Annotated in this window: 25 protein-coding genes; 14 read left to right on the forward strand and 11 right to left on the reverse strand. The window is 66.4% G+C overall.

All coding sequences use genetic code 11. From position 1 onward, the window contains the following. The first annotated feature begins 28 nt into the window (after positions 1 to 28). On the forward strand, positions 29 to 1,465 hold the full coding sequence (locus ACMVY4_RS13025) for a caspase family protein (RefSeq protein WP_416896453.1): 1,437 nt from the start codon (positions 29 to 31) through the stop codon (positions 1,463 to 1,465). A 12-nt stretch (positions 1,466 to 1,477) separates the two neighbouring features. Here ACMVY4_RS13025 and ACMVY4_RS13030 read toward each other — a convergent pair whose 3' ends face one another. The 5 genes from ACMVY4_RS13030 to ACMVY4_RS13050 all read right to left on the reverse strand — a co-directional run bounded on the left by ACMVY4_RS13030 (position 1,478) and on the right by ACMVY4_RS13050 (position 6,582). After that, entirely contained in the window at positions 1,478 to 3,532 is a 2,055-nt protein-coding gene (locus ACMVY4_RS13030; RefSeq protein ID WP_416896454.1) for a CHASE2 domain-containing protein, read from the reverse strand. Between the two features lie 52 nt (positions 3,533 to 3,584). Then, positions 3,585 to 4,211 carry a hypothetical protein gene (locus ACMVY4_RS13035; protein WP_416896455.1) on the reverse strand — a complete coding sequence of 209 codons (627 nt, stop codon included), beginning with the start codon at positions 4,209 to 4,211 and terminating at the stop codon, positions 3,585 to 3,587. An 89-nt stretch (positions 4,212 to 4,300) separates the two neighbouring features. Continuing rightward, positions 4,301 to 5,326, reverse strand: a complete 1,026-nt coding sequence (locus ACMVY4_RS13040) for an NADP-dependent oxidoreductase (RefSeq protein ID WP_416896456.1) — start codon at positions 5,324 to 5,326, stop codon at positions 4,301 to 4,303. A gap of 86 nt (positions 5,327 to 5,412) precedes the next feature. After that, positions 5,413 to 5,793 carry a hypothetical protein gene (locus tag ACMVY4_RS13045; RefSeq protein WP_416896457.1) on the reverse strand — a complete coding sequence of 127 codons (381 nt, stop codon included), beginning with the start codon at positions 5,791 to 5,793 and terminating at the stop codon, positions 5,413 to 5,415. 75 nt (positions 5,794 to 5,868) lie between these two features. Beyond that, on the reverse strand, positions 5,869 to 6,582 hold the full coding sequence (locus tag ACMVY4_RS13050; protein WP_416900312.1) for an SDR family NAD(P)-dependent oxidoreductase: 714 nt from the start codon (positions 6,580 to 6,582) through the stop codon (positions 5,869 to 5,871). 154 nt (positions 6,583 to 6,736) lie between these two features. On the opposite strand from ACMVY4_RS13050, the gene alr reads away from it, so the two are divergent. From alr to dnaE, 7 genes are all read left to right on the forward strand, one after another. Continuing rightward, positions 6,737 to 7,846, forward strand: a complete 1,110-nt coding sequence (alr, locus tag ACMVY4_RS13055) for an alanine racemase (protein ID WP_416896458.1) — start codon at positions 6,737 to 6,739, stop codon at positions 7,844 to 7,846. After that, positions 7,843 to 8,628: an MlaE family ABC transporter permease gene (locus ACMVY4_RS13060; protein ID WP_416896459.1), complete on the forward strand. Its 786-nt coding sequence runs from the start codon at positions 7,843 to 7,845 to the stop codon at positions 8,626 to 8,628. Before alr ends, ACMVY4_RS13060 begins: the two co-directional genes overlap by 4 nt. Continuing rightward, complete coding sequence (locus tag ACMVY4_RS13065) at positions 8,625 to 9,401, forward strand: ABC transporter ATP-binding protein (RefSeq protein WP_416896460.1); 777 nt, start codon at positions 8,625 to 8,627, stop codon at positions 9,399 to 9,401. Before ACMVY4_RS13060 ends, ACMVY4_RS13065 begins: the two co-directional genes overlap by 4 nt. Then, entirely contained in the window at positions 9,401 to 10,768 is a 1,368-nt protein-coding gene (gene radA / locus ACMVY4_RS13070; RefSeq protein ID WP_416896461.1) for a DNA repair protein RadA, read from the forward strand. The genes ACMVY4_RS13065 and radA overlap by 1 nt, the downstream gene beginning before the upstream one ends. Continuing rightward, positions 10,768 to 11,424, forward strand: a complete 657-nt coding sequence (locus ACMVY4_RS13075) for a CvpA family protein (RefSeq protein ID WP_416896462.1) — start codon at positions 10,768 to 10,770, stop codon at positions 11,422 to 11,424. Before radA ends, ACMVY4_RS13075 begins: the two co-directional genes overlap by 1 nt. Positions 11,425 to 11,428: 4 nt before the next feature. Then, positions 11,429 to 12,979, forward strand: coding sequence for an amidophosphoribosyltransferase (gene purF, locus ACMVY4_RS13080; protein ID WP_416896463.1), 1,551 nt, complete (start codon positions 11,429 to 11,431; stop codon positions 12,977 to 12,979). Positions 12,980 to 13,270: 291 nt separating this feature from the next. After that, a complete protein-coding gene (gene dnaE / locus ACMVY4_RS13085) occupies positions 13,271 to 16,747 on the forward strand; it encodes a DNA polymerase III subunit alpha (protein WP_416896464.1) in 3,477 nt (1,158 codons plus the stop codon). On the opposite strand, the gene ACMVY4_RS13090 is transcribed toward dnaE, so the two are convergent. From ACMVY4_RS13090 to ACMVY4_RS13105, 4 genes are all read right to left on the reverse strand, one after another. Beyond that, complete coding sequence (locus ACMVY4_RS13090) at positions 16,744 to 17,199, reverse strand: DUF2306 domain-containing protein (RefSeq protein WP_416896465.1); 456 nt, start codon at positions 17,197 to 17,199, stop codon at positions 16,744 to 16,746. The genes dnaE and ACMVY4_RS13090 overlap by 4 nt on opposite strands. A gap of 147 nt (positions 17,200 to 17,346) precedes the next feature. Beyond that, positions 17,347 to 17,829 (reverse strand): bacterioferritin, encoded by a 483-nt coding sequence (gene bfr / locus ACMVY4_RS13095; RefSeq protein ID WP_416896466.1) that lies wholly within the window; start codon positions 17,827 to 17,829, stop codon positions 17,347 to 17,349. A 144-nt stretch (positions 17,830 to 17,973) separates the two neighbouring features. Continuing rightward, positions 17,974 to 18,174, reverse strand: coding sequence for a (2Fe-2S)-binding protein (locus ACMVY4_RS13100; protein ID WP_416896467.1), 201 nt, complete (start codon positions 18,172 to 18,174; stop codon positions 17,974 to 17,976). 69 nt (positions 18,175 to 18,243) lie between these two features. Beyond that, positions 18,244 to 18,732, reverse strand: a complete 489-nt coding sequence (locus ACMVY4_RS13105; protein WP_416896468.1) for a DUF2244 domain-containing protein — start codon at positions 18,730 to 18,732, stop codon at positions 18,244 to 18,246. A gap of 101 nt (positions 18,733 to 18,833) precedes the next feature. Between ACMVY4_RS13105 and ACMVY4_RS13110 the strand changes: the two genes are divergently transcribed. Next, entirely contained in the window at positions 18,834 to 20,219 is a 1,386-nt protein-coding gene (locus tag ACMVY4_RS13110) for an FAD-binding oxidoreductase (protein WP_416896469.1), read from the forward strand. A gap of 7 nt (positions 20,220 to 20,226) precedes the next feature. After that, positions 20,227 to 20,793, forward strand: coding sequence for a UbiX family flavin prenyltransferase (locus tag ACMVY4_RS13115; RefSeq protein WP_416896470.1), 567 nt, complete (start codon positions 20,227 to 20,229; stop codon positions 20,791 to 20,793). A 136-nt stretch (positions 20,794 to 20,929) separates the two neighbouring features. Here the strand turns inward: ACMVY4_RS13115 and gtdA are convergent, their stop codons facing one another. Continuing rightward, the gene (gene gtdA, locus ACMVY4_RS13120) at positions 20,930 to 21,961 is read right to left on the reverse strand and encodes a gentisate 1,2-dioxygenase (protein WP_416896471.1); all 1,032 of its coding nucleotides are present in this window, start codon (positions 21,959 to 21,961) and stop codon (positions 20,930 to 20,932) included. Between the two features lie 95 nt (positions 21,962 to 22,056). On the opposite strand from gtdA, the gene ACMVY4_RS13125 reads away from it, so the two are divergent. Genes ACMVY4_RS13125 through ACMVY4_RS13135 form a run of 3 tightly spaced genes read left to right on the forward strand, consistent with a single transcriptional unit; the run spans position 22,057 to position 24,476 of the window. Continuing rightward, a complete protein-coding gene (locus tag ACMVY4_RS13125; RefSeq protein ID WP_416896472.1) occupies positions 22,057 to 22,827 on the forward strand; it encodes a hypothetical protein in 771 nt (256 codons plus the stop codon). 57 nt (positions 22,828 to 22,884) lie between these two features. Next, positions 22,885 to 23,613: a nitroreductase gene (locus ACMVY4_RS13130; RefSeq protein WP_416896473.1), complete on the forward strand. Its 729-nt coding sequence runs from the start codon at positions 22,885 to 22,887 to the stop codon at positions 23,611 to 23,613. A gap of 5 nt (positions 23,614 to 23,618) precedes the next feature. Next, entirely contained in the window at positions 23,619 to 24,476 is an 858-nt protein-coding gene (locus tag ACMVY4_RS13135) for a sulfotransferase domain-containing protein (RefSeq protein WP_416896474.1), read from the forward strand. 3 nt (positions 24,477 to 24,479) lie between these two features. Here the strand turns inward: ACMVY4_RS13135 and ACMVY4_RS13140 are convergent, their stop codons facing one another. Beyond that, on the reverse strand, positions 24,480 to 24,854 hold the full coding sequence (locus ACMVY4_RS13140; RefSeq protein WP_416896475.1) for an EthD domain-containing protein: 375 nt from the start codon (positions 24,852 to 24,854) through the stop codon (positions 24,480 to 24,482). A 75-nt stretch (positions 24,855 to 24,929) separates the two neighbouring features. Between ACMVY4_RS13140 and ACMVY4_RS13145 the strand changes: the two genes are divergently transcribed. Next, positions 24,930 to 25,391: a DUF3237 domain-containing protein gene (locus tag ACMVY4_RS13145; protein WP_416896476.1), complete on the forward strand. Its 462-nt coding sequence runs from the start codon at positions 24,930 to 24,932 to the stop codon at positions 25,389 to 25,391. Positions 25,392 to 25,397 lie beyond the last annotated feature (6 nt).

A 25,397-nucleotide genomic window follows, 5' to 3' on the forward strand; every position in this document is an offset into this window, starting at 1 on the left:
GTTTGACCTGACGTTTCCTGGAGGGCGCTTGTCCGACCGGAACATCGCGATTGATGGCGGCGCAAGCCGCCCTGTGGACGGTGACGGCTTCCGGCGTCTCGTGGCATCCATCGTCTTCGCGCTCGCCCTGTTTCTTGGCGGCGCAGCGGCTGCGGAGACACGCGTGGCGCTGGTGATCGGCAATGCCGACTACGGCGCGATGGGACGGCTGAAGAACCCGGTCAACGATGCGCGGCTGATGGCACAGACGCTGCGCGACGTCGGCTTCCGGGTGATCGAACTGATCGACGCCGACCAGCAGGAGATGAAGCGCGGCGTGCGCGATTTCGGCCGCTGGCTGCGTCGCGCCGGCCCCGAGGGTGTGGCGCTGTTCTACTATGCCGGACACGGCGTTCAGGTGTCGGGCCGGAACTACCTGCTGCCGGTCGAGGCGCAGATCCTGGCCGAGGGCGACGTCGACATCGAATCCGTCGCCGCCGACAGCATCCTCGAGCAGATGGAGCACGCGAACACCGGCGTGAACATCGTCATCCTCGACGCCTGCCGGAACAACCCGTTCCAGCAGGGCTTCCGCTCGGCGAGCCGGGGGCTGGCGCGGATGGAGGCGCCGACGGGCAGCTACATCGCCTATTCGACGGCGCCGGGTCAGCTGGCGATGGACGGGGACGGCCCCAACAGCCCGTTCACGCTCTCGCTGACCAACGCCATGCAACGGCCTGGCCTGAGCATCGAGCAGGTCTTCAAGACGGTCCGGCAGGAAGTCGCGCGGTTCTCGGAGGAACGGCAGATCCCGTGGTCATCGTCGTCGCTGATCGGCGATTTCGCCTTCCGCGGTGGGGCTGCGGCGGCAGCCGCGCCACCTGCGCAGGCCCCGCTCGCCGCACCGCTGCCCGCGAACGACCGCGAGGTCGAGATGCTCTACTGGGACAGCATCAAGGACTCGTCCAATCCCGCACTGTTCCGCGATTACAAACGGCGTTTCCCGGATGGCATATTCGCGGCCATCGCGGATGCGCGGATCGAGGCGCTTTCCGGGGCGGGGCCTGCCAGGAACCCGCCGCAGGTCGCTGCCGTTCAACCCAAGCCGCAGCCCGCCGTTCCCGCGCGGCCGGCCGCGCCCGAACGTCCTGCCGATTGCGCTGGCCTTTTCCGGCTGACTTCAGGCACACCGCCGCCCTATTGCCTGGAGATCCGGCGGACCGGCCGCTACGAGGTCTCGGAGAAGTGCGGAGCCATATCGACCCGGGGTCTCAGCGACAATCGGGGGCAGGAAAAGACGGCTGTCCTGACCGAGGGCAGCTTCGTTGCGGTGTCCGAAACCCGCTCCATCCACTTCTACGGCGAGGAGACCCGCTGCTACTGGATTGCGGAGAGTCCGTCGGACGGTGTGAGCGGCAATGATGGCTGGGTCATCGTGGTGCCTGAGCCGGAACTTCGCTTCGTCAGGCTGCGCGAGCCCGACTGACCGGATCAGGGCCTACTTCTTGTCGAGGACGCTGACACCGGTCCATTCAGGGGGCGGTGAAGCTGCGAGGTCTTCGGCGAACGCCTGCATGCGCCCGGACACCGGGTCCGCCTCCGCCAGTGCCGCGAATCCCTTCGCCGCCGCCTCGAAGTCGCCGTCCTCATAGGCCTGCCGGGCCGCTTCATAGCCTTGGATCTGGGCCTGGCTCAGACCCGTGGCCAGGCCGTAGACATCTGTCGCCTCGTTGCGTCCGACGACCTGGACCCGGTCAATCAGCCGGAGGTCCGGGCCGTTGTCGGCCTCTGCCGTTGCCCGGCTGATCAGGACAGTCGAACCGTATCGCTTGTTCAGGCTCTCCAGCCGGGCGGCGAGGTTCACGGCATCGCCCATGACAGTGTAGTCGAAGCGCTGCGCGGACCCGATATTGCCCACCAGCGCGGGGCCGGTGTTCAGACCCAGCCGCGTATGCGGCCATGGCCTGCCGGAGCGGGCCAGCCTCTCGGCGGCGAAGGTCTCCAGCCGGGCCTGGCATGTCCGCGCCGCGTCCAGCGCGTGACGCGCGTGATCGGGATCATCGACAGGAGCGCCGAAGACGCCGACGACGGCGTCGCCGATATACTTGTCGATCATGCCCCGGTTGGAGACGATCATATCCGAGACGATGTCGAGATACTCGTTCAGCGCGGCGACCAGCTCCTCCGGGCTCATGCTCTCGGACAGCTTCGTGAAACTCGCAAGATCGGAGAACCAGATCGTCACTTCGCGGGTTTCGCCGCCGAGTTCCGGCGCCCTTCCGCTTCGGGCCAGTTCTTCCACGACCGCCGGACTGAGATAGCGGGCGAAAGTGCGGCGCAGATAGCGGCGGTTCCGGTCTGTCACGGCGAAGCGGAAGCCGTAGCTGACGCCGGCGACCGCCAGCAGGGCCGCCTCGGCGGTCAGCCACGGCGTCGTGACACCGCCCACGAAGGCGGCGAGTGCGCCGCAGGCGGTCAGGAGCACCAGCGCGATCATCGCTGCGACGGCCTGAGCGGGCGATGCGGCAAGAACCACCGCCGCGGCCAGCAGGCCCAGAGCAAGGATTGCAGCCGCCTGCAGCCAGGCGGGGAGGGCGCGCAACCCGCCCCCGGCCAGCAGATCGGTCACGGCCCGGGCATGGACCAGGACACCCGGTATCGTCGCGCGGACGACGGCGTCTTCGTAGATGCTGGCCATCACCGGGTGCACACAACGCGGCGCGAAGCTTTCGCCGTCCTGCCGTCCGAGATAACGCGCCGAGGTGGTCTTGCGGTCCTCGATATCCAGCATCGATCCGATCAACACCACGCGCCCCTCGAAGGCATTTCTCAGATATCCGGTCCTGTCTTCCCGGATGCAGGCGAGGATATCGGCCAGGCTGTGGACCGGAATGGCTCCGGGCCGGCCTCTGAAGTCGAGCAGCAGCCCGCCGTCGGGATGCAGCGGCGACGTCCTGTCGCCAGGCCCGATACTGTCCGGCCCGACAGAAGGCGCAGCCTTTGCCGCCCGCGCCGCGAGCTCTGCCGGGAAGGAACTCACACTGTCCCCTTCGGTACCGAAGAGGACCGGCGCCCGGCGGATCACGCCGTCCGGGTCGGTCAGCAGGTTGAGCAGCCGGATGTTCGCGGCGCCACGGATCAGCAGCTGGTGCGCCGGGTGAGGGCCGACCTGCTCGCCCTGGTGCCGCACGGCGCCGAGGACGATCCGGTTGCCGGCAGCGCCCGCGGCGAGCGCCGCCAGATAAGGCCGGTCATGTCCGGGCACGAGGGTCTCCAGACTGGTGGGCAGGATCAGGTCCTGACCGATGACCAACGCGCCGGACGACAGAACCGCAGAGACGACCTCTCCCAGCAGGGGCGTCCAGGCGACCTTCGGCGTGGCCTCGAAGGGCGGCCGCCGATAGGTCTCTTCGTCGATCGCGATGACGACCGCGGGTGGGCGGTCCGGGGATACGGGCTCGAAACCCGCGGCGTGACGCGCCGCGAACAGAAGGTCCGTCGACAGCCCGTTGAGCCAGGAAGCGGCGGGGGTTGCGAACAGGAACAGCGTCACGACCGCACTGATCGCTACAGCCGCGGTTACGGTGCGGAGCCAGCCCACCCGATCAGAAGAAGATGAGACGGGTCAGCACGGGGCCGCCGACGGTCCGGGCGTCAAAGTCGATCTCGACCGTTCGGGTCCGGTCGCCCGCGCGCATGACGTAGATCCCACCGGCTTCCAGCACGATCCCGCGCTCGGCGAAATCGATTGCCGTGCCGGGGCTCTCCAGCGTCACGGGATCCGACGGCCGGTCGGTCCGTTCGATGATCAACCGGTCGGGGAGCGCAGAAAACCGAAGCAACGGCGTCAGATTATCGAGCAGCACAGGCTGCATCGAATTGGGATCGCGCCAGGCGCTGGCCCCGCTTTCCTGACGCTCGCCATTCGAAAGCTGAACCCTTGTGACGCATTCCAGTTTCAGGCGCTCGACCTTGCCGCTGTCAATCCGGCTTTCCGCCGATCCGACGGTGACGGTGCCGCCGGTGATGTTCTCCTCGACGCATGAGGCCGGATAACCGAGCACGACACTGAGGCCGCCTGCGAGGTCGATGCGTTCGCCCTGCTGCAGGAACTGGAACGGTTGGAGACCCGTCGCCGGGTCAGCCGACTGGACGAGAGCGTCGTTCGCCAACGCAGCGAACGCAGAGGTGCACAGCATCCCTGTCAGGAAGACCATTCGGGCAATCCGCATCCGACCCCGTCCCGGACTGTTGTTCCGATGTGTCCGAATCTCGCGAATTCGCAGGTCCGGGGCAAGGCCGCCGATCACAACCCGGCGGCTCAGGCCGCGTAGGGGTCGTCGCCGAGCTTCACCACCTGCTTGCCGAAGTTCTCGCCCTTCAGCATGCCGATGAAGGCGCCAGGCGCGTTGTCGATGCCCTCGGCGACGGAGAGGCGGTAGGTCATCTGTCCGCTCTTCAGCCAGCCGGCGACGTCGTTCACGAACTCCGGGAACAGGTCGTAGTGGTCGGAGATGATGAAGCCCTGCAGCCTGACCTTGTTGATCAGAAGGCTCTGGACGTACTTGATGCCCTCGGGCTCGGTGAGATTGTACTGGCTGATCAGACCGCAGAGCGCGATGCGCGAATGCTGGTTCAGCACGGTCAGCACCGCGTCCAGCATCTTGCCGCCGACATTCTCGAAATAGACGTCGATGCCCTTCGGGCAGTGCTCGTGCAGCGCCTTCGCGTAGCTGTCGACGGTCTTGTAGTTGAAGCAGGCGTCGTAACCGCATTTCTCGGTGACATAGGCGCACTTGTCGTCGGATCCCGCCGAGCCGATGACCGTCGCGCCCCTGATCTTCGCGATCTGGCCGACAACCTGACCGACCGCGCCCGAGGCGGCGGAGACATAGACCGTCTCGCCGGCCTTCGGCTCGCCGATCTTCAGCAGACCGTACCAGGCGGTGAAACCGGGCATGCCGAGGACGCTGATGTAGTAGGGCAGGGGCGCGGCCTTGGGATCGACCGGCATCAGACCGTCGCCGCCCTTGACGAGGGTGTAGGTTTCCCAGTTCAGCATGCCGGTCACGACGGTGCCTTCGGGGATCTTGTCGTTCCGCGACTTCACGACCTCGCCGATGGCGCCGCACTGCATCACCTTGCCGAGCTCGAAACCGGCGGCATAGGACTTGGCGTCGTTCATCCGCCCGCGCATGTAGGGGTCGACGGACATGTAGATGTTCCGGACCAGCACGTCGCCGTCGGCCAGTTCCGGGATCGCGACATCCCTGATCTCGAAGCAGTCGTCGCTGACCCAGCCCCTGGGGCGCTTGGCGAAGATCACCTGGCGGGTGGTGTTGGTCATGGTCGTCTCTCCCTGAATGCGAACCGGCTTGTTGGCCGCGGAGGGTAGTGGAGCGACCGGTCAAGTAAAGCGCCGGACCTGACGCCTCAGGCGCGCACCATCCGCCCTGCGATCAGCAGGCCCATACCGATACAGGCCGCCAGCAGTGCAGTGCCCATCAGCGCCGGCTGAAGCCATGCCGCCAGTTCGGAGAGCAGCAAGCCGAGGATCGCCAGCCCCGGTGCGGCGCTGAGAACAACGATGCCGCCGATCTTCAGCCCGCGTACCAGACGCTCGCCGCCATCGTCGCCCATGGCCAGCAGCCGGTCACGCAGCGCTGCGTCCACCGGTTGACCGCTCTCGATCAGCCGCCGCAGCGTGTCATGCTGCAGCTTGCGGTTGGACGCGCTGTAGACGATGCCGGCCAGAATGATGGCGGTGACGAAGCCCCAGAAGGCCAGCGCCGCCAGTCCGTCTCCGATGGTCATGTTCCGCCCCCGGTTCCTGCCGCCAGATGCGCAATTCTACATCGGCCAGGCGGGGAACAGGACGGTCAGGTTGTCTCAGTTCTTGGGGCCGGCCGCCTGCGCCGTCTCGTCCGCGGCGATCCAGAGCGCGTTGCCGTCGAAATCGGGTGTCACCGCGGCCACGAAGGCCTCCATGATGTCGTCCGGGTGCGGCAGGGTCTCGGGATCCTCGCCGGGGAAGGCGGTGGCCCGCATCTGCGTCCGCGTGGCGCCGGGATTGATCACATTGACCCGCACCGACGTCTTCTCCATCTCGGCGGCGTAGGTCTGTGCCAGCTTCTCGACGGCGGCCTTGGTGGTGGCGTAGACGCCCCAGAAGGCGGCCGCGCGGCGCGTGACGCCGGAGGTGACGAACAGGACCCGGCCGGCGTCCGAACGGCGGAGCAGCGGGTCCAGCGCGCGCAGCAGCCGCCAGTTCGCATGGACATTGATCCGGAACGCCTTCTCCCACTCCTTCGGGTCGATCTGCGGCACAGGCGTCAGCGTGCCCAGGATCGCCGCATTGCCGACAAGGATATCCAGCTTGCCGAACCGTTCGGCCAGCGGGGCTGCCAGGCCGTCGACCTGTTCCCACTTCTCCAGGTCCAGCGGCACCAGCGTGGCGGTACCGCCGAGTTCGCGGATCTCGTCGTCCACTTCCTCGAGTTTCTTGGTGTTGCGGGCGACGGCGATGACATGCGCGCCCTCGACGGCGTAGCGGCGGGCGATGGCGCGGCCGATCCCGCGGGAGGCTCCGGTTACCAGGGCGATTTCGGCCTTCGAGACGCTTCAGCGTCGGTTGCTCGCTCATTTCGGGTCACTCCTCCGGCTCGGCTCGTGCGAAAGCGCAGGTTTGCCCGACATATCGCCGCTTGCAAAGCCACCGCCTTGAATTTGCCCGATACGCCGTGCAATTGGACGTTCCATGATCCCCCCGCAACTCGCTTCGGCCAGACTGACGGTGAACCTCGGCGCGCTGGCCCGGAACTGGCGCCGGCTCGATGCCATGACCGGACCGTCGGAGACGGCTGCGGTGGTCAAGGCCAACGCCTACGGTCTCGGGATCGAACAGGCGACGCCGGCGCTCTGGCAGGCCGGCTGCCGTACATTCTTCGTCGCCCAGGCCAATGAGGGCCAGCGGGTGCTGGCCGGACTGCCGGAGGCGGATGTCTTCGTCCTCAACGGTCTGATGCCCGGCGCGGCTGCCGACTATGCCGAAGCCGGCTTGATGCCAGTTCTGAATACAATGCCGCAAGTCATTGAATGGACGACAGAAGGAAGGCGGCGTGGGCAGGCGCTGCCCTGTGCGGTTCACATCGACACGGGCATGACCCGGCTGGGTCTGCTGGGCGCGGACGTGGAGGCGATCGCGGCCGATCCAAGGCTTCTGGAAGGCGCCGATGTCCAGGTTTGGCTGACCCACCCGGCCTGTGCCGACCAGCCCGGGCACGCTCTCAACGACGAGCAGCTGGCGCTGTTCCGGGACCGGCTGGCGATCCTGCCGAAGGCGCGGTCCAGCGCCGCCAACTCGCCGGCCATCTTCCTCGGACCCGAATGGCATTTCGATCTCTGCCGGCCCGGCGTGGCGCTCTACGGGTCGACGCCGTCGCCGCTCGCCGAGCTGCCGATGGAGGAAGTCATCCGGCTGGACGCCCGTATCCTGCAGATCCACGAGGTCGAACGCTGGCGCAATGTCGGCTATGGCGCGACGCAGACTGTGGAGCAGGGCTCGCGGATCGCCACCTGCGGCGTGGGCTATGCCGATGGCTATATCCGCTCGCTCTCAAATGTCGGCTACGGCGTGCTGGCGGGCCGCCGTGTGCCGCTGGTGGGGCGGGTCTCGATGGACCTGATCACCTTCGACATCTCCGCCGTGCCGCCAGGCGATATCGGGCCGGACAGCGAGATCGCGATCATCGGCGGCGGCGTCGATCTGGACGAACTTGCTGCATTGGGCGGCACGATCGCCTATGAACTGCTGACCGGTCTGGGGGACCGATTCACGCGCGCATATGTCGACGGAGCTGGTGCTTGAGCGGTAGCTGGAACATTTTCGCCCTGGTCGGGCGGGTCGTACTCGAGTTTCTGGCGGCCCTGGGACGGCTCTGCATCTTTGCCGGCCATGGGCTGCAGCATTGCGTGACGCCGCCCTGGTACTTCCGCCAGTTACTCCGGCAGATGATCCAGATCGGCTACTTCTCGCTGCCGGTCATCGGGCTGACCGCCTTTTTCACCGGCGCGGTGCTGGCGCTGCAGATCTATATCGGCGGCGACCGCTTCAATGCCGAGAACCTCGTTTCCTCGATTGTGGTGCTGGGCATCACCCGCGAGCTGGGTCCGGTCATCGGCGGCCTGATGGTGGCCGGCCGTGTCAGCGCCGCCATGGCCGCCGAGATCGGCACCATGCGCGTGACCGAGCAGATCGATGCCCTGACCACGCTGTCGACAAACCCCTTCAAGTATCTCGTCGCGCCGCGGCTGATCGCGGGCGCGACCATGCTGCCGATCCTGGTCCTGGTCGCCGACATCATCGGCGTCTTCGGCGGGTTCGTCGTCGGCACCCAGAAGCTGGGCTTCAACCCGGGCAACTACATCGACAGCACGATCGATTTCCTGCACGCCGATGACGTCGTCTCCGGCCTGGTGAAGGCCGCGATCTTCGGCTTCCTGATCTCGCTGATGGGCTGCTACCACGGCTTCATGAGCCGGGGCGGCGCGCAGGGTGTGGGCCGCGCCACAACCAACGCCGTCGTCTCCGCCTCGATCATGATCCTGATCGCCAACTACATCGTCACCGAAATCTTCTTCGCGTCATGACCGCTACCCCCAAGATCGCCATGAAGGGCGTCACCAAGAGCTTCGGACCCAAGCAGGTACTCCGCGGCATCGACCTGGAGATCGCCAAAGGCGAGTCGCTGGTCGTGATCGGCGGATCGGGCACCGGCAAGTCCGTGATGATCAAGACCGTACTGGGCATCATCCGCCCCGACGGCGGGTCGATCCGCATCGACGGCGAGGAGATGATGACGGCGTCCTCCGCCGAGCGGGAGGCGCATCTCTCCAAGATGGGCATGCTGTTCCAGGGCGGCGCGCTGTTCGACAGCCTCAAGGTCTGGGAGAATGTCGCCTTCGGCCTGATCCAGGGCAAGAAGGCGAAACGGGACGAGGCCCATGCCACGGCGATCTCCAAGCTCGGTCAGGTCGGCCTTGGCGAGGATGTCGCGGAACTGTTCCCAGCCGAGCTGTCCGGCGGCATGCAGAAGCGCGTGGCGCTGGCCCGCGCCATCGCCACCGACCCCGACATCATCTTCTTCGACGAGCCGACCACCGGCCTCGACCCGATCATGGCGGACGTCATCAACGACCTGATCGTGAAATGCGCCAAGGAACTGGGCGCGACGACGCTGTCGATCACCCACGACATGGCGTCGGCCCGGAAGATCGCGGACCGCATCGCGATGATCTACGAGGGGCAGATCATCTGGTCGGGTCCGGCCTCCGAAATCGACAGCGCCGGCAACGACTATGTCGACCAGTTCGTCCACGGCCGGGCCGACGGGCCCATCAAGATGCAGGTCCGAAAGACCTGATGGCCCGCGCCACGCGCCGATATGTCTGCCGGGAGTGCGGCGCGAACTTTCCAAAATGGCGCGGCTTCTGCGATGCCTGCGGGACCGCGGACTCGGTCGAGGAAGAGACGGTCTCGGCCCGCCCCCGGGCCTTCGGCGTCGTCCAGGGCGGCAAGTCCAGGCCGGCCGAGATGACCGATCTTTCCGTGCAGTCGATGGACGAACCGCGGCGCTCGACCGGCATGGGCGAACTGGACCGGGTGCTCGGCGGCGGGCTGGTGCAGGGCTCGGCGGTGCTGATCGGCGGCGATCCCGGCATCGGCAAGTCAACCCTGCTGCTTCAGGCGGCGGCGAGGCTGGCAGGGGCGGGCGGCAACGTCGTTTACGTCTCCGGCGAGGAGGCGACGGCGCAGGTCGCGATGCGTGCGCGCCGTCTGGGCCTCGACGGCGCCGCTGTCCGTGTCGCCAACGCCAACGCGCTGGGCGAGATCATGGCCGCGCTGGACGCTGGCCCGGTGCCGGACCTGCTGGTGATCGATTCCATCCAGACCGTCTTTTCCGAGAACCTCGACAGCGCGCCGGGCACGGTCGCGCAGGTGCGCGCCTGCGGCCACGACCTGGTGCAGTACGCCAAGAAGTCGGGCGCGGCGGTGTTTCTCGTCGGGCACGTCACCAAGGACGGCCAGATCGCCGGCCCCCGCGTGCTGGAGCACATGGTCGACACGGTGCTCTATTTCGAGGGCGACCGGAGCCACCACTTCCGTATCCTGCGTTCGGTCAAGAACCGCTTCGGCGCCGCCGACGAGATCGGCGTGTTCGAGATGGCCGAGCAGGGGCTGATCGAGACGCCCAATCCGTCGGCGCTGTTCCTGGGCGACCGGGACGAACCTGTTGCGGGTGCGGCGATCTTCGCGGGCATGGAAGGCAGCCGGCCCCTGCTGGTCGAGGTTCAGGCGCTGGTCGCGCCGTCGCCGCTGGCGACCCCCCGGCGCGCTGTCGTCGGCTGGGACAGCGGGCGGCTGGCGATGATCCTGGCTGTCCTCGACACCCGTCTTGGCCTGTCGATCGGCCAGAACGAGGTCTATCTCAATGTTGCCGGTGGTCTCCGCATCTCGGAGCCGGCGGCCGATCTCGCGGTGGCGGCGGCGCTGCTGTCGTCGCTCAGCGGCAGGCCGCTGCCGCAGGCGACAGTCGTCTTCGGCGAGATCGGGCTTTCAGGCGCGGTCCGCCGCGTGGCGCGCGCCGAGGCGCGGATCCGCGAGGCGGCGCGGCTGGGCTTCGAGCACGCCATCCTGCCGGCGGGATCGGAAGGGAAGGATCTGATCCGGACGACGGAGATCGGCGGGCTGGACCGCCTGCTCGGCCTGTTCCCGCTGGAGGACGGGTGATGGAATTCACCTTCGCCGACATCATCGTGTTCGGCATCATCGGCATTTCCATCCTGTTCAGCTTCTTCTTCGGCTTCGTCTGGGAGGTGCTGTTCTTCGGCAGCTGGGTCGGCGCCGGACTGGCCGCCTATTTCGGCTTTCCCTATGTCAGCCCCTTCGTCGAGGAGCAGATCGGCTACGGTCTTGCCAGTGACATCATCACTGCGCTGGTGCTGTTCGTCGCCGCGCTGATCGTGCTGATGATCCTGACGCAGACGATATCGGCGCGCGTGCGCCGCAGCGGCGCCGTCAGCATCGCGGATCGCGTGCTGGGCCTGCTGTTCGGCGCGGCCCGCGGTGCGCTCGTCGTCATTGCCATCTGGCTCGTGATCGACTACGCCGCGCCCAAGGATCCGCCCGCGACCGTGCGGGACGCGTGGAGCCTGCCCTATGTCCAGCAGGCCTCGGCGTTCGTGCTGTCGAAGGTGCCGCAGGCGCTCAGGGACCGGGCCCGCTCGACCGCCGACGACACGTCGGACAAGGCCGGCGCGGCGCGCGACATGATGGACGCCGGGCGGCGGCTGCAGGGCGGAGACGGGGAGGCCGAGAAGGGCTATAAGCGCGAGGACAATCGCCAGCTCGAACGCATGATCGAGAACTCGACCGAGGATCAGTGAGCGAATGATCGACCTTTCCAGTGCGCATCCCTTCCAGTCCCACGACGATCACTTCCACGAGGAATGCGCCGTGTTCGGCGTCTGGGGCGTCGAGCAGGACGAGGACAATCCGGCCCGCGCGGCGACCATCACCGCCATGGGGCTCCACGCGCTGCAGCACCGCGGCCAGGAGGCCTGCGGCATCGTCGCCTTCGACCGGGAGCGGTTTCTGGTTCACCGCGCCATCGGTCTTGTCGGCGACGTCTTCGGCAAGGGCAAGGCCGATACGGCGGCCGGCGGCGGGCGGCTGCAGCGCCTGGTCGGCCCCGCGGCCATTGGCCATACGCGCTACGCCACCTCGGGCAAGGGCGAGGGGCCCGCGCCGGTGCGCAACATCCAGCCGCTCTGGACCGATCTGGACGAGACCGGCGGCTTTGCGCTGGCGCACAACGGCAACCTGACCAACGCCAATGTCCTGAAGGCGAAGCTGCGCGGCGAGGGCCGCCGTTTCCAGTCCACCGTCGATACCGAGGTGATCCTGGACCTGATGGCGCGGAGCCGGGAGCGCAGGCTGGCCAGCCGGCTGATCGATGCGCTCAACCAGGTCGTCGGCGCCTATTCCATCGTCGGCCTGTCGGCGAAGAAACTGATCGGCGTCCGCGATCCTTCCGGTGTCCGCCCGCTCGTGCTCGGGCGGCTCGACAATGCCTGGATCATCTGCTCGGAAACCTGTGCGCTCGATATCGTCGGCGCGACCTATGTCCGCGATATCGATCCTGGCGAGATGGTGGTGATCGATCAGGACGGGCTGCAGACCTTCCGCCCCTTCGCCCCGGCGCCGCGGCGTTTCTGCATCTTCGAGTACATCTATTTCTCCCGGCCCGACTCCTTCGTCGAGGGGCACAATGTCTACGCCATCCGCCAGGCCATCGGGCGCGAACTGGCGATGGAGGAGACCCACAAGGTCGACATGGTGATCCCGATCCCCGACTCGGGCACACCCGCGGCCATCGGTTACGCGCAGCAGAGCGGCATTCCCTTCGAACTGGCGGTGACGCGCAGCCAGCTCTCGGGCCGGAGCTTCATCGAGCCGGACCAGGAAAGCCGCGAGCAGGTCGTGCGCCGCAAGCTGAACGTCAACCGCGACATGGTCCGTGGCAAGCGGGTGCTGCTGGTCGACGACTCCATCGTCCGTGGCACGACGTCCAAGATCCTGGTGCGCATGTTCCGGGATGCCGGCGTGCGCGAGGTCCACATGCGCATCGCCAGCCCGCCGACCCGCAGCCCCTGCTACTACGGCGTCGACACCCCGTCGAAGGGTGAGTTGATCTACAATCAGTACGCCAATCTGGAGCAGATGGAGCGGCATCTCGGCGTCGACAGCCTGCGCTATCTCTCGGTGCACGGCATGTACCGCGCGGTTGGCGAGAACAACATCCCCGAGAACGAGAGCGAATGCGGGGGGCAGGCCGGTTATTGCGATGCCTGCTTCACCGGAGTCTATCCGATCGAACTGATCGACTCCTCCGCCGAGCGCGACCGCCAGAAGGACCTGTTCCGCGAATTCGGGAACTGAAGTTCCAAATTTGTTCCGGAACACCGGTTGACAGAAAAAGAACAATAAAGGAACTTGCGTCCATCATCAGATGGAGGCGGACATGGACTGGTTGAAGGATGTGGGCGCGGCAGTGGCGCTGATCGGGTTCTGGGGCGTGATCGTGGCATGGTCCCAGGTGCTTGGCGTTCTGGGGATGATCGGCTGACGGCTCCCGGACACGGGCTTATCCACAACTTTTCGGCCGCCGGTGGCGGACTCGCGCCGGCGGCTTTGCGACAATGAGGCGATTCCCCTGACCGGAGATGCGCCATGTCCCATGCCGGGTTCGTTCATCTGAGGCTGCATACGGCCTACTCGCTCTCCGAGGGAGCGATCCGGACCGGCGATCTGGCGAAGGCGGCTGCGGCGGCGCGGATGCCGGCGGTCGCCATGACCGACACCAACAATCTGTTCGGCGCGATGGAGTTCGGTCCGGCGATGGCCGGTGCGGGCGTGCAGCCGATCATGGGCTGCCAGCTTGCGGTCCAGTACGGGCTCGACAGCCGCGCGCCCGCGGGCGTCATCCGTCCGCTTTCTGCGCCGGTCGTGCTTCTGGCCCAGAACGCCGAGGGCTACGCCAATCTGATGGCGCTGATCTCCTCGGCCTTTCTCGACAGCGATCCGGCCTTCTCGACCCATCTGCCGCAGGGCGGTCTGAAGGGGCGGACGGCTGGACTGATCGCCCTGACCGGCGGCGCGGGCGGGCCCCTCGGGCGCTTGCTGGCGGAAGGCGAGACGGCCGCGGCGCGCGCCTGGTTGTCCGGCATGAAGGATCTCTTCGGCGACCGGCTCTATGTCGAACTCTACAGGCACGGACTGGCCGACGAGGACCGGGTCGAGGCGCCGATGGTCGATCTCGCCTATGAGTTCGACCTGCCGCTGGTGGCGACCAATGACTGCTACTTCCTCGAAGAGCGCATGTACGAGGCGCATGACGCGCTGATCTGCGTCGCCGAGAGCGCCTATGTCAGCCAGGAGGAACGCCGGCGGCTGACCCCGGATCACCGCTTCAAGTCGGCCGAGGAAATGACGGCGCTTTTCGCCGACCTGCCTGAGGCGGTCTCGAACACGCTGGTGATCGCGCGGCGCTGCGGCTTCGCGGCGCCGAAGCGGGGACCGATCCTGCCGCGCTTCGACACGGGCGAGGGCCGGTCCGAGGCGGACGAGTTGCGGAAGATGGCCGAGGAGGGGCTGACCGAACGCATCGCCTTCCTGCGCGGCAAGGGCCAGGAACTGGATGAGGACGCCTACCGCGCGCGGCTCAAGCTGGAACTCGACATCATCATCCAGATGGACTTTCCGGGCTACTTCCTGATCGTCGCCGACTTCATCCAGTGGACCAAGGCCGAGGGGATACCGGTGGGACCGGGGCGCGGCTCCGGCGCCGGCTCACTTGTGGCCTACGCACTGACGATTACCGATCTGGACCCAATACGTTACGGTCTTCTGTTCGAGCGGTTTCTCAATCCGGAACGCGTGTCGATGCCGGACTTCGACATTGACTTCTGCCAGGACCGGCGGGACGAGGTGATCGGCTACGTCCAGGACAAGTACGGCCACGACAAGGTCGCGCAGATCATCACCTTCGGAAAGCTGCAGGCGCGCGCGGTGATCCGCGATGTCGGCCGGGTGCTGCAGATGCCCTACGGCCAGGTCGACCGGATCTCGAAGCTGGTGCCGAACAATCCGGCCAATCCGGTGACGCTGGACCAGGCGCTGAAGACCGAACCGCGCCTGTCGCACGAATACGACAATGACGGCTCGGTGAAGCATCTGGTCGATCTGGCGCTGCAGCTGGAAGGCCTCTACCGCCACGCGTCGACGCATGCCGCCGGCGTGGTCATCGGCGACCGGCCGCTGGAACAGCTAGTGCCGCTCTACCGCGATCCGAAGTCGGACATGCCGGTCACCCAGTTCTCGATGAAGTACGTCGAGAGTGCCGGCCTCGTGAAGTTCGACTTCCTCGGTCTGAAGACCCTGACCGTGCTGGACCGCGCCGTCGGATTCGTCCGCAAGGGGCCGCTGCCCGATTTCGATCTGGCGCAGATCCCCGAGGCCGACGGCACGACCTTCGAGATGCTGGGGCGCGGCGACACGGTCGGCGTGTTCCAGCTGGAAAGCTCGGGCATGCGCGACGTGCTGCGGCAGATGAAGCCCGACAAGTTCGAGGACATCATCGCCATCGTGGCGCTCTACCGCCCTGGCCCGATGGACAACATCCCGACCTACATCTCCACCAAGCACGGGCGGGAGAGCGCCAGCTATCCGCATCCGCTGCTGGAACCGATCCTGGCCGAGACCTACGGCATCCCCGTCTATCAGGAACAGGTGATGCAGATGGCGCAGGTGCTGTCGGGCTACAGCCTGGGCGAGGCTGACCTGCTGCGCCGGGCCATGGGCAAGAAGATCCAGGCGGAGATGGACGCCCAGCGCGCCCGCTTCGTCGAGGGCGCCGCCGACAATGACGTCTCGCCCGAAAAGGCGAACCAGATCTTCGACCTGATCGGCAAGTTCGCCGGCTATGGCTTCAACAAGTCCCACGCCGCGGCCTATGCCCTCGTGGCCTGGCAGACGGCGTGGCTGAAGGCCAATTTTCCGGCCGAGTTCCTGGCCGCGTCGATGACGCTCGACATGGGCAATACCGACAAGCTGGAGGTCTTCAAGCGGGAGATGAAACGGCTCGGCATCCCGCTGCTGCCCCCGGATGTGAACGCGTCCCGCGTCGCCTTCAACGTCGAGCGGGACGGCGAAGGCGCAGTATCCGGCATCCGTTACGCGCTGGCGGCAGTGAAGAATGTCGGCCGCGACGCCATGGCGGCGATCGTGGCGGCCCGCGACGCGGACGGCCCCTTTGCCGATCTGTTCGACTTCGCCGTCCGTACCGCCGGGTTGGCGCTGAACAAGCGCCAGATGGAGAATCTCACCCGCGCCGGCGCGCTGGACGGCCTCGACCGCAACCGCAAGCGGGTGCTGTCCTCCATCGACATCCTGGCCCGCTACGCCCAGCAGCAGGCCGAGGACCGCGCCAGCGGCCAGATGGGCCTGTTCGGTGGCGGTGGGGGCAATGACGAGGCAGACGGCGAGGACCGGCCGCCGCTGCCTGCCGTGGCGCCGTTCGACGATCTGGAGCGGCTGGCGGAAGAGCGGGCGGCCATCGGCTTCTACCTGTCGGGTCACCCGCTGGACGATTACCAGAAGCGGCTGGCGCAGAAGGGCATCACCCGGATCGAGAACCTGCCCGAGGCCTTCGCGCAGCAGAAGACCAATATCGGTCTGGCCGGGACGGTCTCGTCGGTGCAGATCCGGCGCAACGCCAAAGGCAACTCCTACGCCTTCATCGGCCTGTCTGACCCCAGCGGCGAATGCGAGGTCCTGTGCTTCTCCGAGGTGCTGAACCGCTTCCGCGACGACCTCGAATCCGGCCGCAACGCGGTGATCTATGCCGATGTCATGCGCGACAGGGAGGAGCCGACATTGGTGATGACGGATCTCCGAGATCTCGATGGTTACGTGGCCGACGCCGAAGCCGGGGCGCGCGTGGTGTTGTCGGAGCCGGCGGCGCTGAAGCCGATCCGGGCGGTGCTGGACCGGGCCGGGCCGGGGCGGGGCCTGATCCGCCTGGTGATCCGCCCCGGGGGCGAACCGCGGGAGATCGAGATCGACCCGGAAGAGACCTTCCGGATCGACCGTGCGCTGCGCCAGTCGCTGAAATCGATGCCCGGCGTGATCGACGTGGCCGAAATCTAGGCCGCCGCAGCGTCGGCGGTTTCGCCGCGGCGGGAGAAGCGCCGCCGCATGCGCTCCGCCATGACGAGAAGGCCTGCCCACATCGCGACCAGCATGCCGACGACGAGCCAGACCGGCAGGTCGAGCCCGTGCCGCTGCGCCGCGAACAGGCCGGCGGTGAGCAGTCCGCCATAGAGCATGATCATGCTGTAGCCGTGGCCCATGATATTGCCGCGACGGCGTGCGCGAATGCTGATGGCCAGCGTGATCAGGGTCCAGACCGACAGCACGTGAAGCCCGTTCATGCCGCCGGTCAGTCCGGTCAGGAAGAAGGAACTCAGCGCCGTCAGCGCCATGGCTCCGACATAGGCCTGGCCGAGCCGCCGGTGGGCGCCGCCGCTCTTGCGCCGGGCCATCTGGATGCCGCCGAGAACGAGGGCGGCGAGGGCGAGCACCGTGTGTGCGTATTCCATTGTCTGCCTCCGCATTGGTTGGATGCGGAAAGCAATGGCGAGACGTGTCCGGCGCCGCCACGCTGGGTGCGGGAGGTGCGCCGGAAATGCGTGAAAGCGCCTGAGTTCGGCTCGCGCTTCGTGAAATGCACGCGGCCTGTCAGGCCGTCAGGAGCTCTCGCCGGTTCCCATCTGGGACTGGTTGTAGTTCGCCAGCCCGACGGTCTCGATCAGACCGAGCTGGGTCTCCAGCCAGTCGATGTGCTCTTCCTCGGATTTGAGAATGTCCTCGAACAGTTCGCGCGAGACGTAGTCGCCGGCCTTCTCGCTGGCGGCGATGGCTTCCTTCAGGGCCGGGTGGGCATCCATCTCCATCGCCAGATCGCATTCCAGGATCTCCCTGGTGTCCTGGCCGATGCGAAGCTTGCCGAGGTCCTGCAGGTTGGGCAGGCCCTCGAGAAACAGGATCCGCTCGATCAACTGATCGGCGTGCTTCATCTCGTCGATGGATTCTTCGTATTCGTAGTGACCGAGCCGCTTGAGGCCCCAGTCGTTCAGCATCCGGCTGTGCAGGAAGTACTGGTTGATCGCCGTGAGCTCGTTATACAGCACCTTGTTCAGGTGACCGATGATCTCCGGGTTGCCCTTCATGCGTCTTGCCTTCCCATGTTCCGTTGCGCGTGACCGCCCTGGGCCGGGACCTTTCGCCTTCCGGGTTGTTGCTGTCGGCAGGCCGCAGGGATCCGTTGCGGCGGCACTTCATATAGTGGATGAGCTGCTGGCTCGCGAACATGGCTATTCCGCTGCGATTGCTGTGTGGCCGGGGGAATGATTTAACGTCTCGTCCAGCATGTCGGCGATCGTCGGCAGGCAACGGCCGCACTGGACCCGGCAGGAGAGGGCCGGATGCAGGTCATGAGCGTCGCGGACCGCGCCGCTTTCAATGGCGCCGCTGACCTGTCTGTCGGAAAGGGCATTGCAGATGCACACGTACATATCCGTCTCCTCTGCACCCATATTTGTTGTGAATGCGAATGAGTGTCAACAACAAAGAGACGTGATCGGCTATCCCCGCCCGGGGGCGGCCGTCGCGCGGGAGAGTTGAAGCGCGTCTTCCAGCGTCCACCGGAACTCCGACAGCTCCTCCGGCGTCAGGAAGGCGCCGATCCGGACGCGGCGGTCATGGCTGCCGACATAGAGCTTACCGAAGCCGCGCCGGTCCGTTTCCATGTCGGCGCGCGCCCAGTACGCGGGGAACTCCCAGAACTGTTCGCGGCCCCGGGCGTCGCGCCGCACGACGGTGACATTGCCGCCGGAAATCACCACCCGCTCCCGGATTCGGCCGGTGCGGTAGCTCATGCGGAAGGCGACGTAGATCAGGAAGACATCGAGACCCAGGAACCCCATCACCGGCCAGGCGCCCTGCAGGATGAAGACGATGCCGGCGATGAAGCTGAAGCCGCCGATCAGGCCCATGACCAGGAAAAACCCCTTCATGCCCAGCGAACGGTGGGGATGCAGGACAAAATCATAGTCGGGCGGGGTTTCCAGCATGGGACGATACTAGTTCGCAACTGCCGGGATACAATTGCGGAACACCTGTCCGCGTCATAATGTGGCCGGCAATCAGAACAGGTATTCTGGAGGAAGCCGACATGGGTCTCCCCGCCGAAAAGGTGAACGGCGTCGTCGCCGATCTGACCGCCCTGCTGGGCGAGCGCTGCAGCACGGCCAATGCCGTCCGCGAGCACCACAGCCATGACGAGAGCTATCACCATCCGGCCTTGCCCGACGCGGTCTGCTTCGCGCATTCGACCGAGGAAGTCTCGGAGATCGTGAAGATCTGCGCGAAACACGGGGTGCCGATCGTGCCCTATGGCGTCGGCACCTCGCTGGAAGGTCACGTCATCCCCGAACTCGGCGGCGTCACCGTCGACCTCAGCCAGATGAACGAGGTACTGGAGGTCAACGAGGCGGATCTCGACTGCGTCGTGCAGCCGGGCGTCACCCGCAAGCAGCTGAACGAGTATCTGCGCGCGACGGGGCTGTTCTTCCCGATCGATCCGGGCGCCGACGCCTCCATCGGCGGCATGACCGCGACGCGTGCCTCCGGCACGAACGCCGTGCGCTACGGCACGATGCGGGAGAACGTGCTGGCGCTGACCGTCGTCATGGCCGACGGGCGGGTGATCAGGACCAACCGCCGGGCCCGGAAATCGGCCGCCGGCTACGACCTTACCCGTCTGATGGTCGGCTCCGAGGGCACGCTCGGCATCATCACCGAGGTCACGCTGCGGCTCTACGGCATCCCCGAGGCGATCAGCTCGGCCGTGGTGTCCTTCGCCGATCTGGAAGGCGCGGTGAACACCACCATTCTGACCATCCAGTCCGGCATTCCGGTGGCGCGGATCGAGCTGCTGGACGATGTGCAGATGGACGCGGTCAACCGCCATTCGGGCCTCGACTATCCGGTGCAGCCGACCCTGTTCCTGGAATTCCACGGCTCCGAGGCCAGCGTGAAGGAACAGGCCGAGATGGTCGGTTCGATCTGCGAGGAATATGGCGGCTCGAACTTCCAGTGGACGACCAAGGCCGAGGACCGCAACAAGCTCTGGGAAGCGCGCCACAACGCGGCCTACGCCGCCAAGGCGCTGAAGACCAACGCCTCGATCTGGGCGACCGACGTCTGTGTGCCGATTTCCCGGCTGGCCGAGTGCATCCTGGAGACCAAGAAGGACATCGTCGCCAACGACCTGACGGCGCCGATCGTCGGCCATGTCGGCGACGGCAACTTCCACCTCGCCTTCGTCTTCGCCGAGGGCGACAACGAGGGCATGAAGAAGGCCGAGGAAGTGAACGACCGCATGGTCATGCGGGCGCTGTCCATGGGCGGCACCTGCACCGGCGAGCACGGCGTCGGCACCGGCAAGATGAAGTTCCTGATCGCCGAGCATGGGGACGCCGTCTCGGTGATGCGGGAGATCAAGAAGGCGCTGGACCCGCAGAACATCTTCAATCCGGGCAAGATCTTCACGGTCTGAGCCAGACTTGACCGCTCCGCGTCTCATCGTCGGCATGTCGGGCGCCTCGGGCGCGGCCTATGGCATTCGCCTGCTGGAAGTCCTGCGGGACACGCCGGTTGAGACCCATCTGGTGATGAGCAAGGCAGCGGCCATGACCATCGCCGAGGAGACCGACCGCACCGCCGATCAGGTCCGCGCGCTGGCCGATGTCAGCCATCCGGTCGGCGATATAGGCGCCGCCATCGCAAGCGGTTCCTTCCGGACGGCGGGGATGGTCATTGCGCCGTGCTCGATCAAGACGCTGTCGGAGGTCGCGACCTGCAACACGGGCAATCTGCTCAGCCGGGCGGCCGACGTGACGCTGAAGGAGCGCCGGCGGCTGGTGCTCCTGGTACGCGAGACGCCGCTGCACACCGGGCACCTGCGTATGATGACCCAGGCGTCGGAAAGCGGCGCGGTGATCATGCCGCCGGTCCCGGCCTTCTACGCCAAGCCCGAAAGCCTCGCCGACATGGTCGACCACACGGTCGGGCGGGTGCTCGACCTCTTCGACATCGACAACGGACTGGTGAAACGCTGGAAGGAGGGGTGAACTTGCCCCCCGGCGTGCCCTGGACTTGATCCAGGGCCCATTCCTGAGCGTCGATGGATGGTCAGCGGCAGCGGAAAGGCTCCGGAATGGGTCCCGGGTCAAGCCCGGGACGTCGGGCACAACGAACGCCGCTGCCTCAACAGTTGCCCCGCTGTTCCCGCCAGAGGTCGAGCTTCTGCTGCACCGGCCGGTCGGAGAAAGAGAAGATCACGCAGTCTTCCGCGGCGCTGAGGCGGTACCAGGCCCAGGACGGGGCGACGAAGTGGTCGCGCGGGCCGAAGGCGAAGGTCTGCCCCGCGATCTCGATCTCGCCCGTGCCCTCGACCACCGAGAAGACGGTGGCGTCGGTGGCGCGGTAGGGGATGCCGGCGAAGCCCTTCGGCAGCAGCTGCATGAAGGTGCCGATGGTCGGCATGGCGAAGTCGCCGTTCACCGGATTGACGTAGTTCAGCTTCAGCCCCTGCGCGGGGTCCCACTTCTCGTGGGCGCGCATGGTTTCCAGCGCCTCGCGCGTACGCGCGTAGGGATAGTTGAAGACCGGCGAGGTGTGGGACCGGGCCTCGTAGCCCTCCGGCATCAGGCCCTGGCCATAACGGGCCAGCGAGTCGCCTTCGGGCCGGGAGAGCGGCTGGCTGTCCTCGGGCCATTTCTCGGCGAAGCTGGCGCCGAAGAAGCTGACCGTCGGGATGTCCAGCCCGTCGAGCCAGACCATGGGCTGATCGGAATCGTTTCCGTGATCGTGCCAGGTCCAGGACGGCGTGATGACGAAATCACCGGGGCTCATGCTTGTGCGCTCCCCGTCGACGGCGGTGTAGGCGCCCTGGCCCTCGACCACGAAGCGCAGCGCCGACTGGGTGTGGCGGTGCGCCGGCGCGACCTCGCCGGGCAGGATCAGCTGCAGCCCGGCATAGAGCGAGGTGGTGATCTTCGATTCGCCGGGCAGTCCGGGATTCTCGAGGATCAGCACGCGCCGTTCGGCCTCCTTGGCGGTGATCAGTTCGCCCGACGCCATGATGTGGTCGCGGATGTCGTCATAGCGCCAGATCGCGGGCTGAACCCGGTGCACGGGCTCAGGCGTCACAAGGCCGTGCAGCACTTCCCAGAGCGGCGTCAGGTTCTGTTTGCCGATGGTCTCGTAGAAGGCCTTGCGGTCGCTGGCTTGGGACATGGGACAGGCTCCGGCGGGCGTTGTATCGCTTGGATTTGTGCGGACGGCGATCTTCGGACAAGATCGCGCCGCCGTCAAAGGAGGTCGCATCCGGCATGAAGGACGCGCTGGCATATCTGATCGAGGGGATGCTGCTGATGAGGCAGGCGCCGGGACTGTTCCTGGCGCTGATCACAGCGAGCGCCGCCATCGGCTACTATTCTCCCGGCGGATTCGGCTGGATCGCGCTCGGGATCAGCTACTCGATCCTCTACTACTACTGGGGCATGCGTCTGACGGCCCAGGTGCTGTCGGGACAGGCCTCCCGGCCGCTGGCGTTCCTGCAGGTCGACCTGCAGGCACTGGTGGCGAGCGTCTTCTACCCGTTCCTCGCCATGCTCTGGGGCATGCTGGTCTCGATGCCGGTCTGGCTGATCGGCAGCATCGTGATCGCGAGCGTCCTGGGCAGCCAGGTCTCGATCGAGAACGAGGCGGCGATGGCCGAGGCGATGCGGTCGCCGCGGCAGATCGCGATCTTTCTGGTCATCCTGCTCGTCACCTTCGTGATCTACCTCAAGTATCTCTCCAACCGGATCACGGTCCCGATCGTCATGGTGATCTGGGGCGCGGACATGCGGGCTGCGGATTCCCATGCCGGCCCTGCCTCGAAGCGGCGGTTCACGACAATCATCTGGATCTTCGCGCTGCCGATCATTCCGTCCTGGGGTCTGACCTTCGCCGTCTTCAACGCCTTCCCCGATGCGGGCAGCGTGCTGCTGCTGCTCGATTTCGTGGCCGCCTTCTGCGCCATCCTCCCCATCGTCGCCACAACCGCATACGTCTACCGGGAGATCGGTCCGCCGCGGACCTCGTCTGCAGGCACGTGACGGCGGGTAGCCTGTCCCGCTAATGTCGGCTGCTGGGGAGAGTGGAGGAGAGACCCGATGAATGTTTCCAACCCGTTTGCGCCGGTCACGGAGCATCCCGCGGCCGAAGTGGCCGAGACGGCGGAGGAGGCCATTGTCTCGCGCCGGTCGGTACGGGGCTTCCTGCCGGATCCGGTGCCGATGGAGCTGGTGCGCCATATCCTTGAGGTCTCGGCCCGGGCGCCGTCGGGGACGAACATGCAGCCCTGGCAGGGCCATGTCGTGGTCGGCAGGAAGCGCCAGGAGCTCTGCGACGCGGTGGTGCATGCCTCCCTGCACGAGCGCGGGGACTACGAGCGCGAGTACAAGTACTACCCGGACCAGTTCTTCGAGCCCTATCTGACACGGCGCCGGACAGTCGGCTTCGGCATGTACGACCTGATCGGGATCAGGAAGGGCGACACCCAGCGCATGAAGGAGCAGGGCGCGCGCAACTTCACCTTCTTCGACGCGCCGGTCGGCATGATCTTCACCGTCGACAAGCGGCTCGAGATCGGCTCGTGGCTGGATTACGGCATGTATCTGCAGAACCTCATGATCGTGGCGCGGCAGTACGGGCTGCACACCTGTCCGCAGGCGGCCTGGCCCAGCTATCACGTCATCATCAAGCGCATCCTCGGCATTCCGGAGGGCCTGACGGTGCTCTGCGGCATGGCGCTGGGCTACGAGGACACGTCGCGTCCCGAGAATGCGCTGCGGACGGAGCGTGCTGACCTGGACGACTACATCACCTTCCACGAGGACTGACGCCGATGGCGTGGCAGGCGGCGAAGGAAGCGCTGCGGCAGGCGGCGCACAGCGCGAAGGCGATCGCCAGCGGCGCATCGCGCGTGCTGCCGGACTTCGTCATTGTCGGCGCACAGAAGGCGGGGACGACCTCGCTGTTCCACTACCTGCAGCAGCACCCGCGGATCGCCACGCCCTCCTCGAAGGAAGTCCACTACTTCGACTACAACTACCACCGCGGCGAGAGCTGGTACCGGGCGCATTTCCAGCGCGCCGACGAGAAGGCGAGGCAGGAGGAGGAACTCGGCGCCCTGGTCCTGAACTTCGAGGCCAGCCCCTATTACATGTACCACCCGCTCGCCATCGAACGGATGAAGGCGGACCTGCCGGAGGTGAAGGCCGTCGCCATGCTGCGCGATCCGGTGGCGCGGACCTACTCCCACTACTGGCACGAGCACAACAAGGATCAGGACGATCTCTCCCTCGCCGACGCCATCGAGCGGGAACCGCGGCGGCTGGCCGGTGAGGCGGAGAAGATCAGGGAGACGGCGGGCTATCACTCCTATGCCCACCAGCATTTCTCCTATGTCGACCGCAGCCGCTACGGCGCGCAGGTGCAACGGCTCTTCGAAGTGCTGGGGCGGGAGAATGTCTGCCTGGTGAAGTCCGAGGCCTTCTTCACCGACCCGGCCGCGGAGACCGAGCGTGTGTTCGAGTTCCTCGGTCTCCCGCGGGCCGACGGCATCGACTACGCGCCACAGAATGTCGGCTCCTACGGCGACGAGATCCCGCCCGAGACCGTGGCGCGGCTGAAGGAACTGCTGGCCGGGGACTACGCCCTGCTCAGGCAACTCGCCGGCGAGAGATTCGACTGGTTCGAATAGGACTCAGTCGTCCCCGACCACGACATGCTCCTCGCCGAACCAGAGCGGCGAGTTGGGCAGGTCGATGAACTTCGCCTCGTCCTCCAGCAGGATGCGCCCGGCCTCCCGGGCCGCGGGATCGTCCAGCGACTTCTCCAGTTCCTCGACCGATTCCCACCAGAGCTCGGCGACGCCGTCGAAGCCTTCGGGCGCCTTGCGCGCCTTCTGCATGCCGGCCGACAGCGCCGTCTCGATGGCGTGGACCTGGACGTAGCGGACCATCCGCAACGCCTTCTGATGCTTCCGCACCAGGGGTCCGTGATGGTTCAGCCAGTAGTCGTGGAACTCCTTCAGCGTCAGTCCCGGCTTCCGCTTCAGACAAAAGGTGATCTTGATCATCGCGGCATTCTCCCCTGTTAACCGGACCTGATCGGTTTCTATAATGCCCGAGTTCTGCGCCGGGAGGGGAGCCGCATGGCGGACGTGCAATCCGAGTATGTCTTTACCGCACGTTTCGACGTGCCCGAGATCCGCGACCTGGGCGCGGGCCCGTTCGGCACGCGCCGGATCGCGACGGTGACCGGCGGCAGTTTCGAAGGCCCGGAGATGAAGGGGACCGCGCTGGCGGCGCCGGGCGGGGACTGGCTGACCTTCACCGCCGACGGGGCCACCCATCTGGATGTGCGGCTGACGCTGAAGACCGATGACGATGCGCTGATCTACATGACCTATGGCGGCCGGCGTCATGGCCCGCCAGAGGTGATGCAGCGGCTGGCGGCCGGCGAGGATGTCGATCCCTCGCTCTACTATTTCCGGATCGCGCCGCGGTTCGAGACCGGGGCGGAGAAATACGGCTGGATGAACCGCACGGTGTTCATCGGCACCGGCCACCGGACGCCGGGCGGCCCGGTCTATCACGTGCACCGGATACTCTGAGGGGGA

Source organism: Minwuia sp., from assembly GCF_048007105.1.
Classification (GTDB): domain Bacteria; phylum Pseudomonadota; class Alphaproteobacteria; order Minwuiales; family Minwuiaceae; genus Minwuia.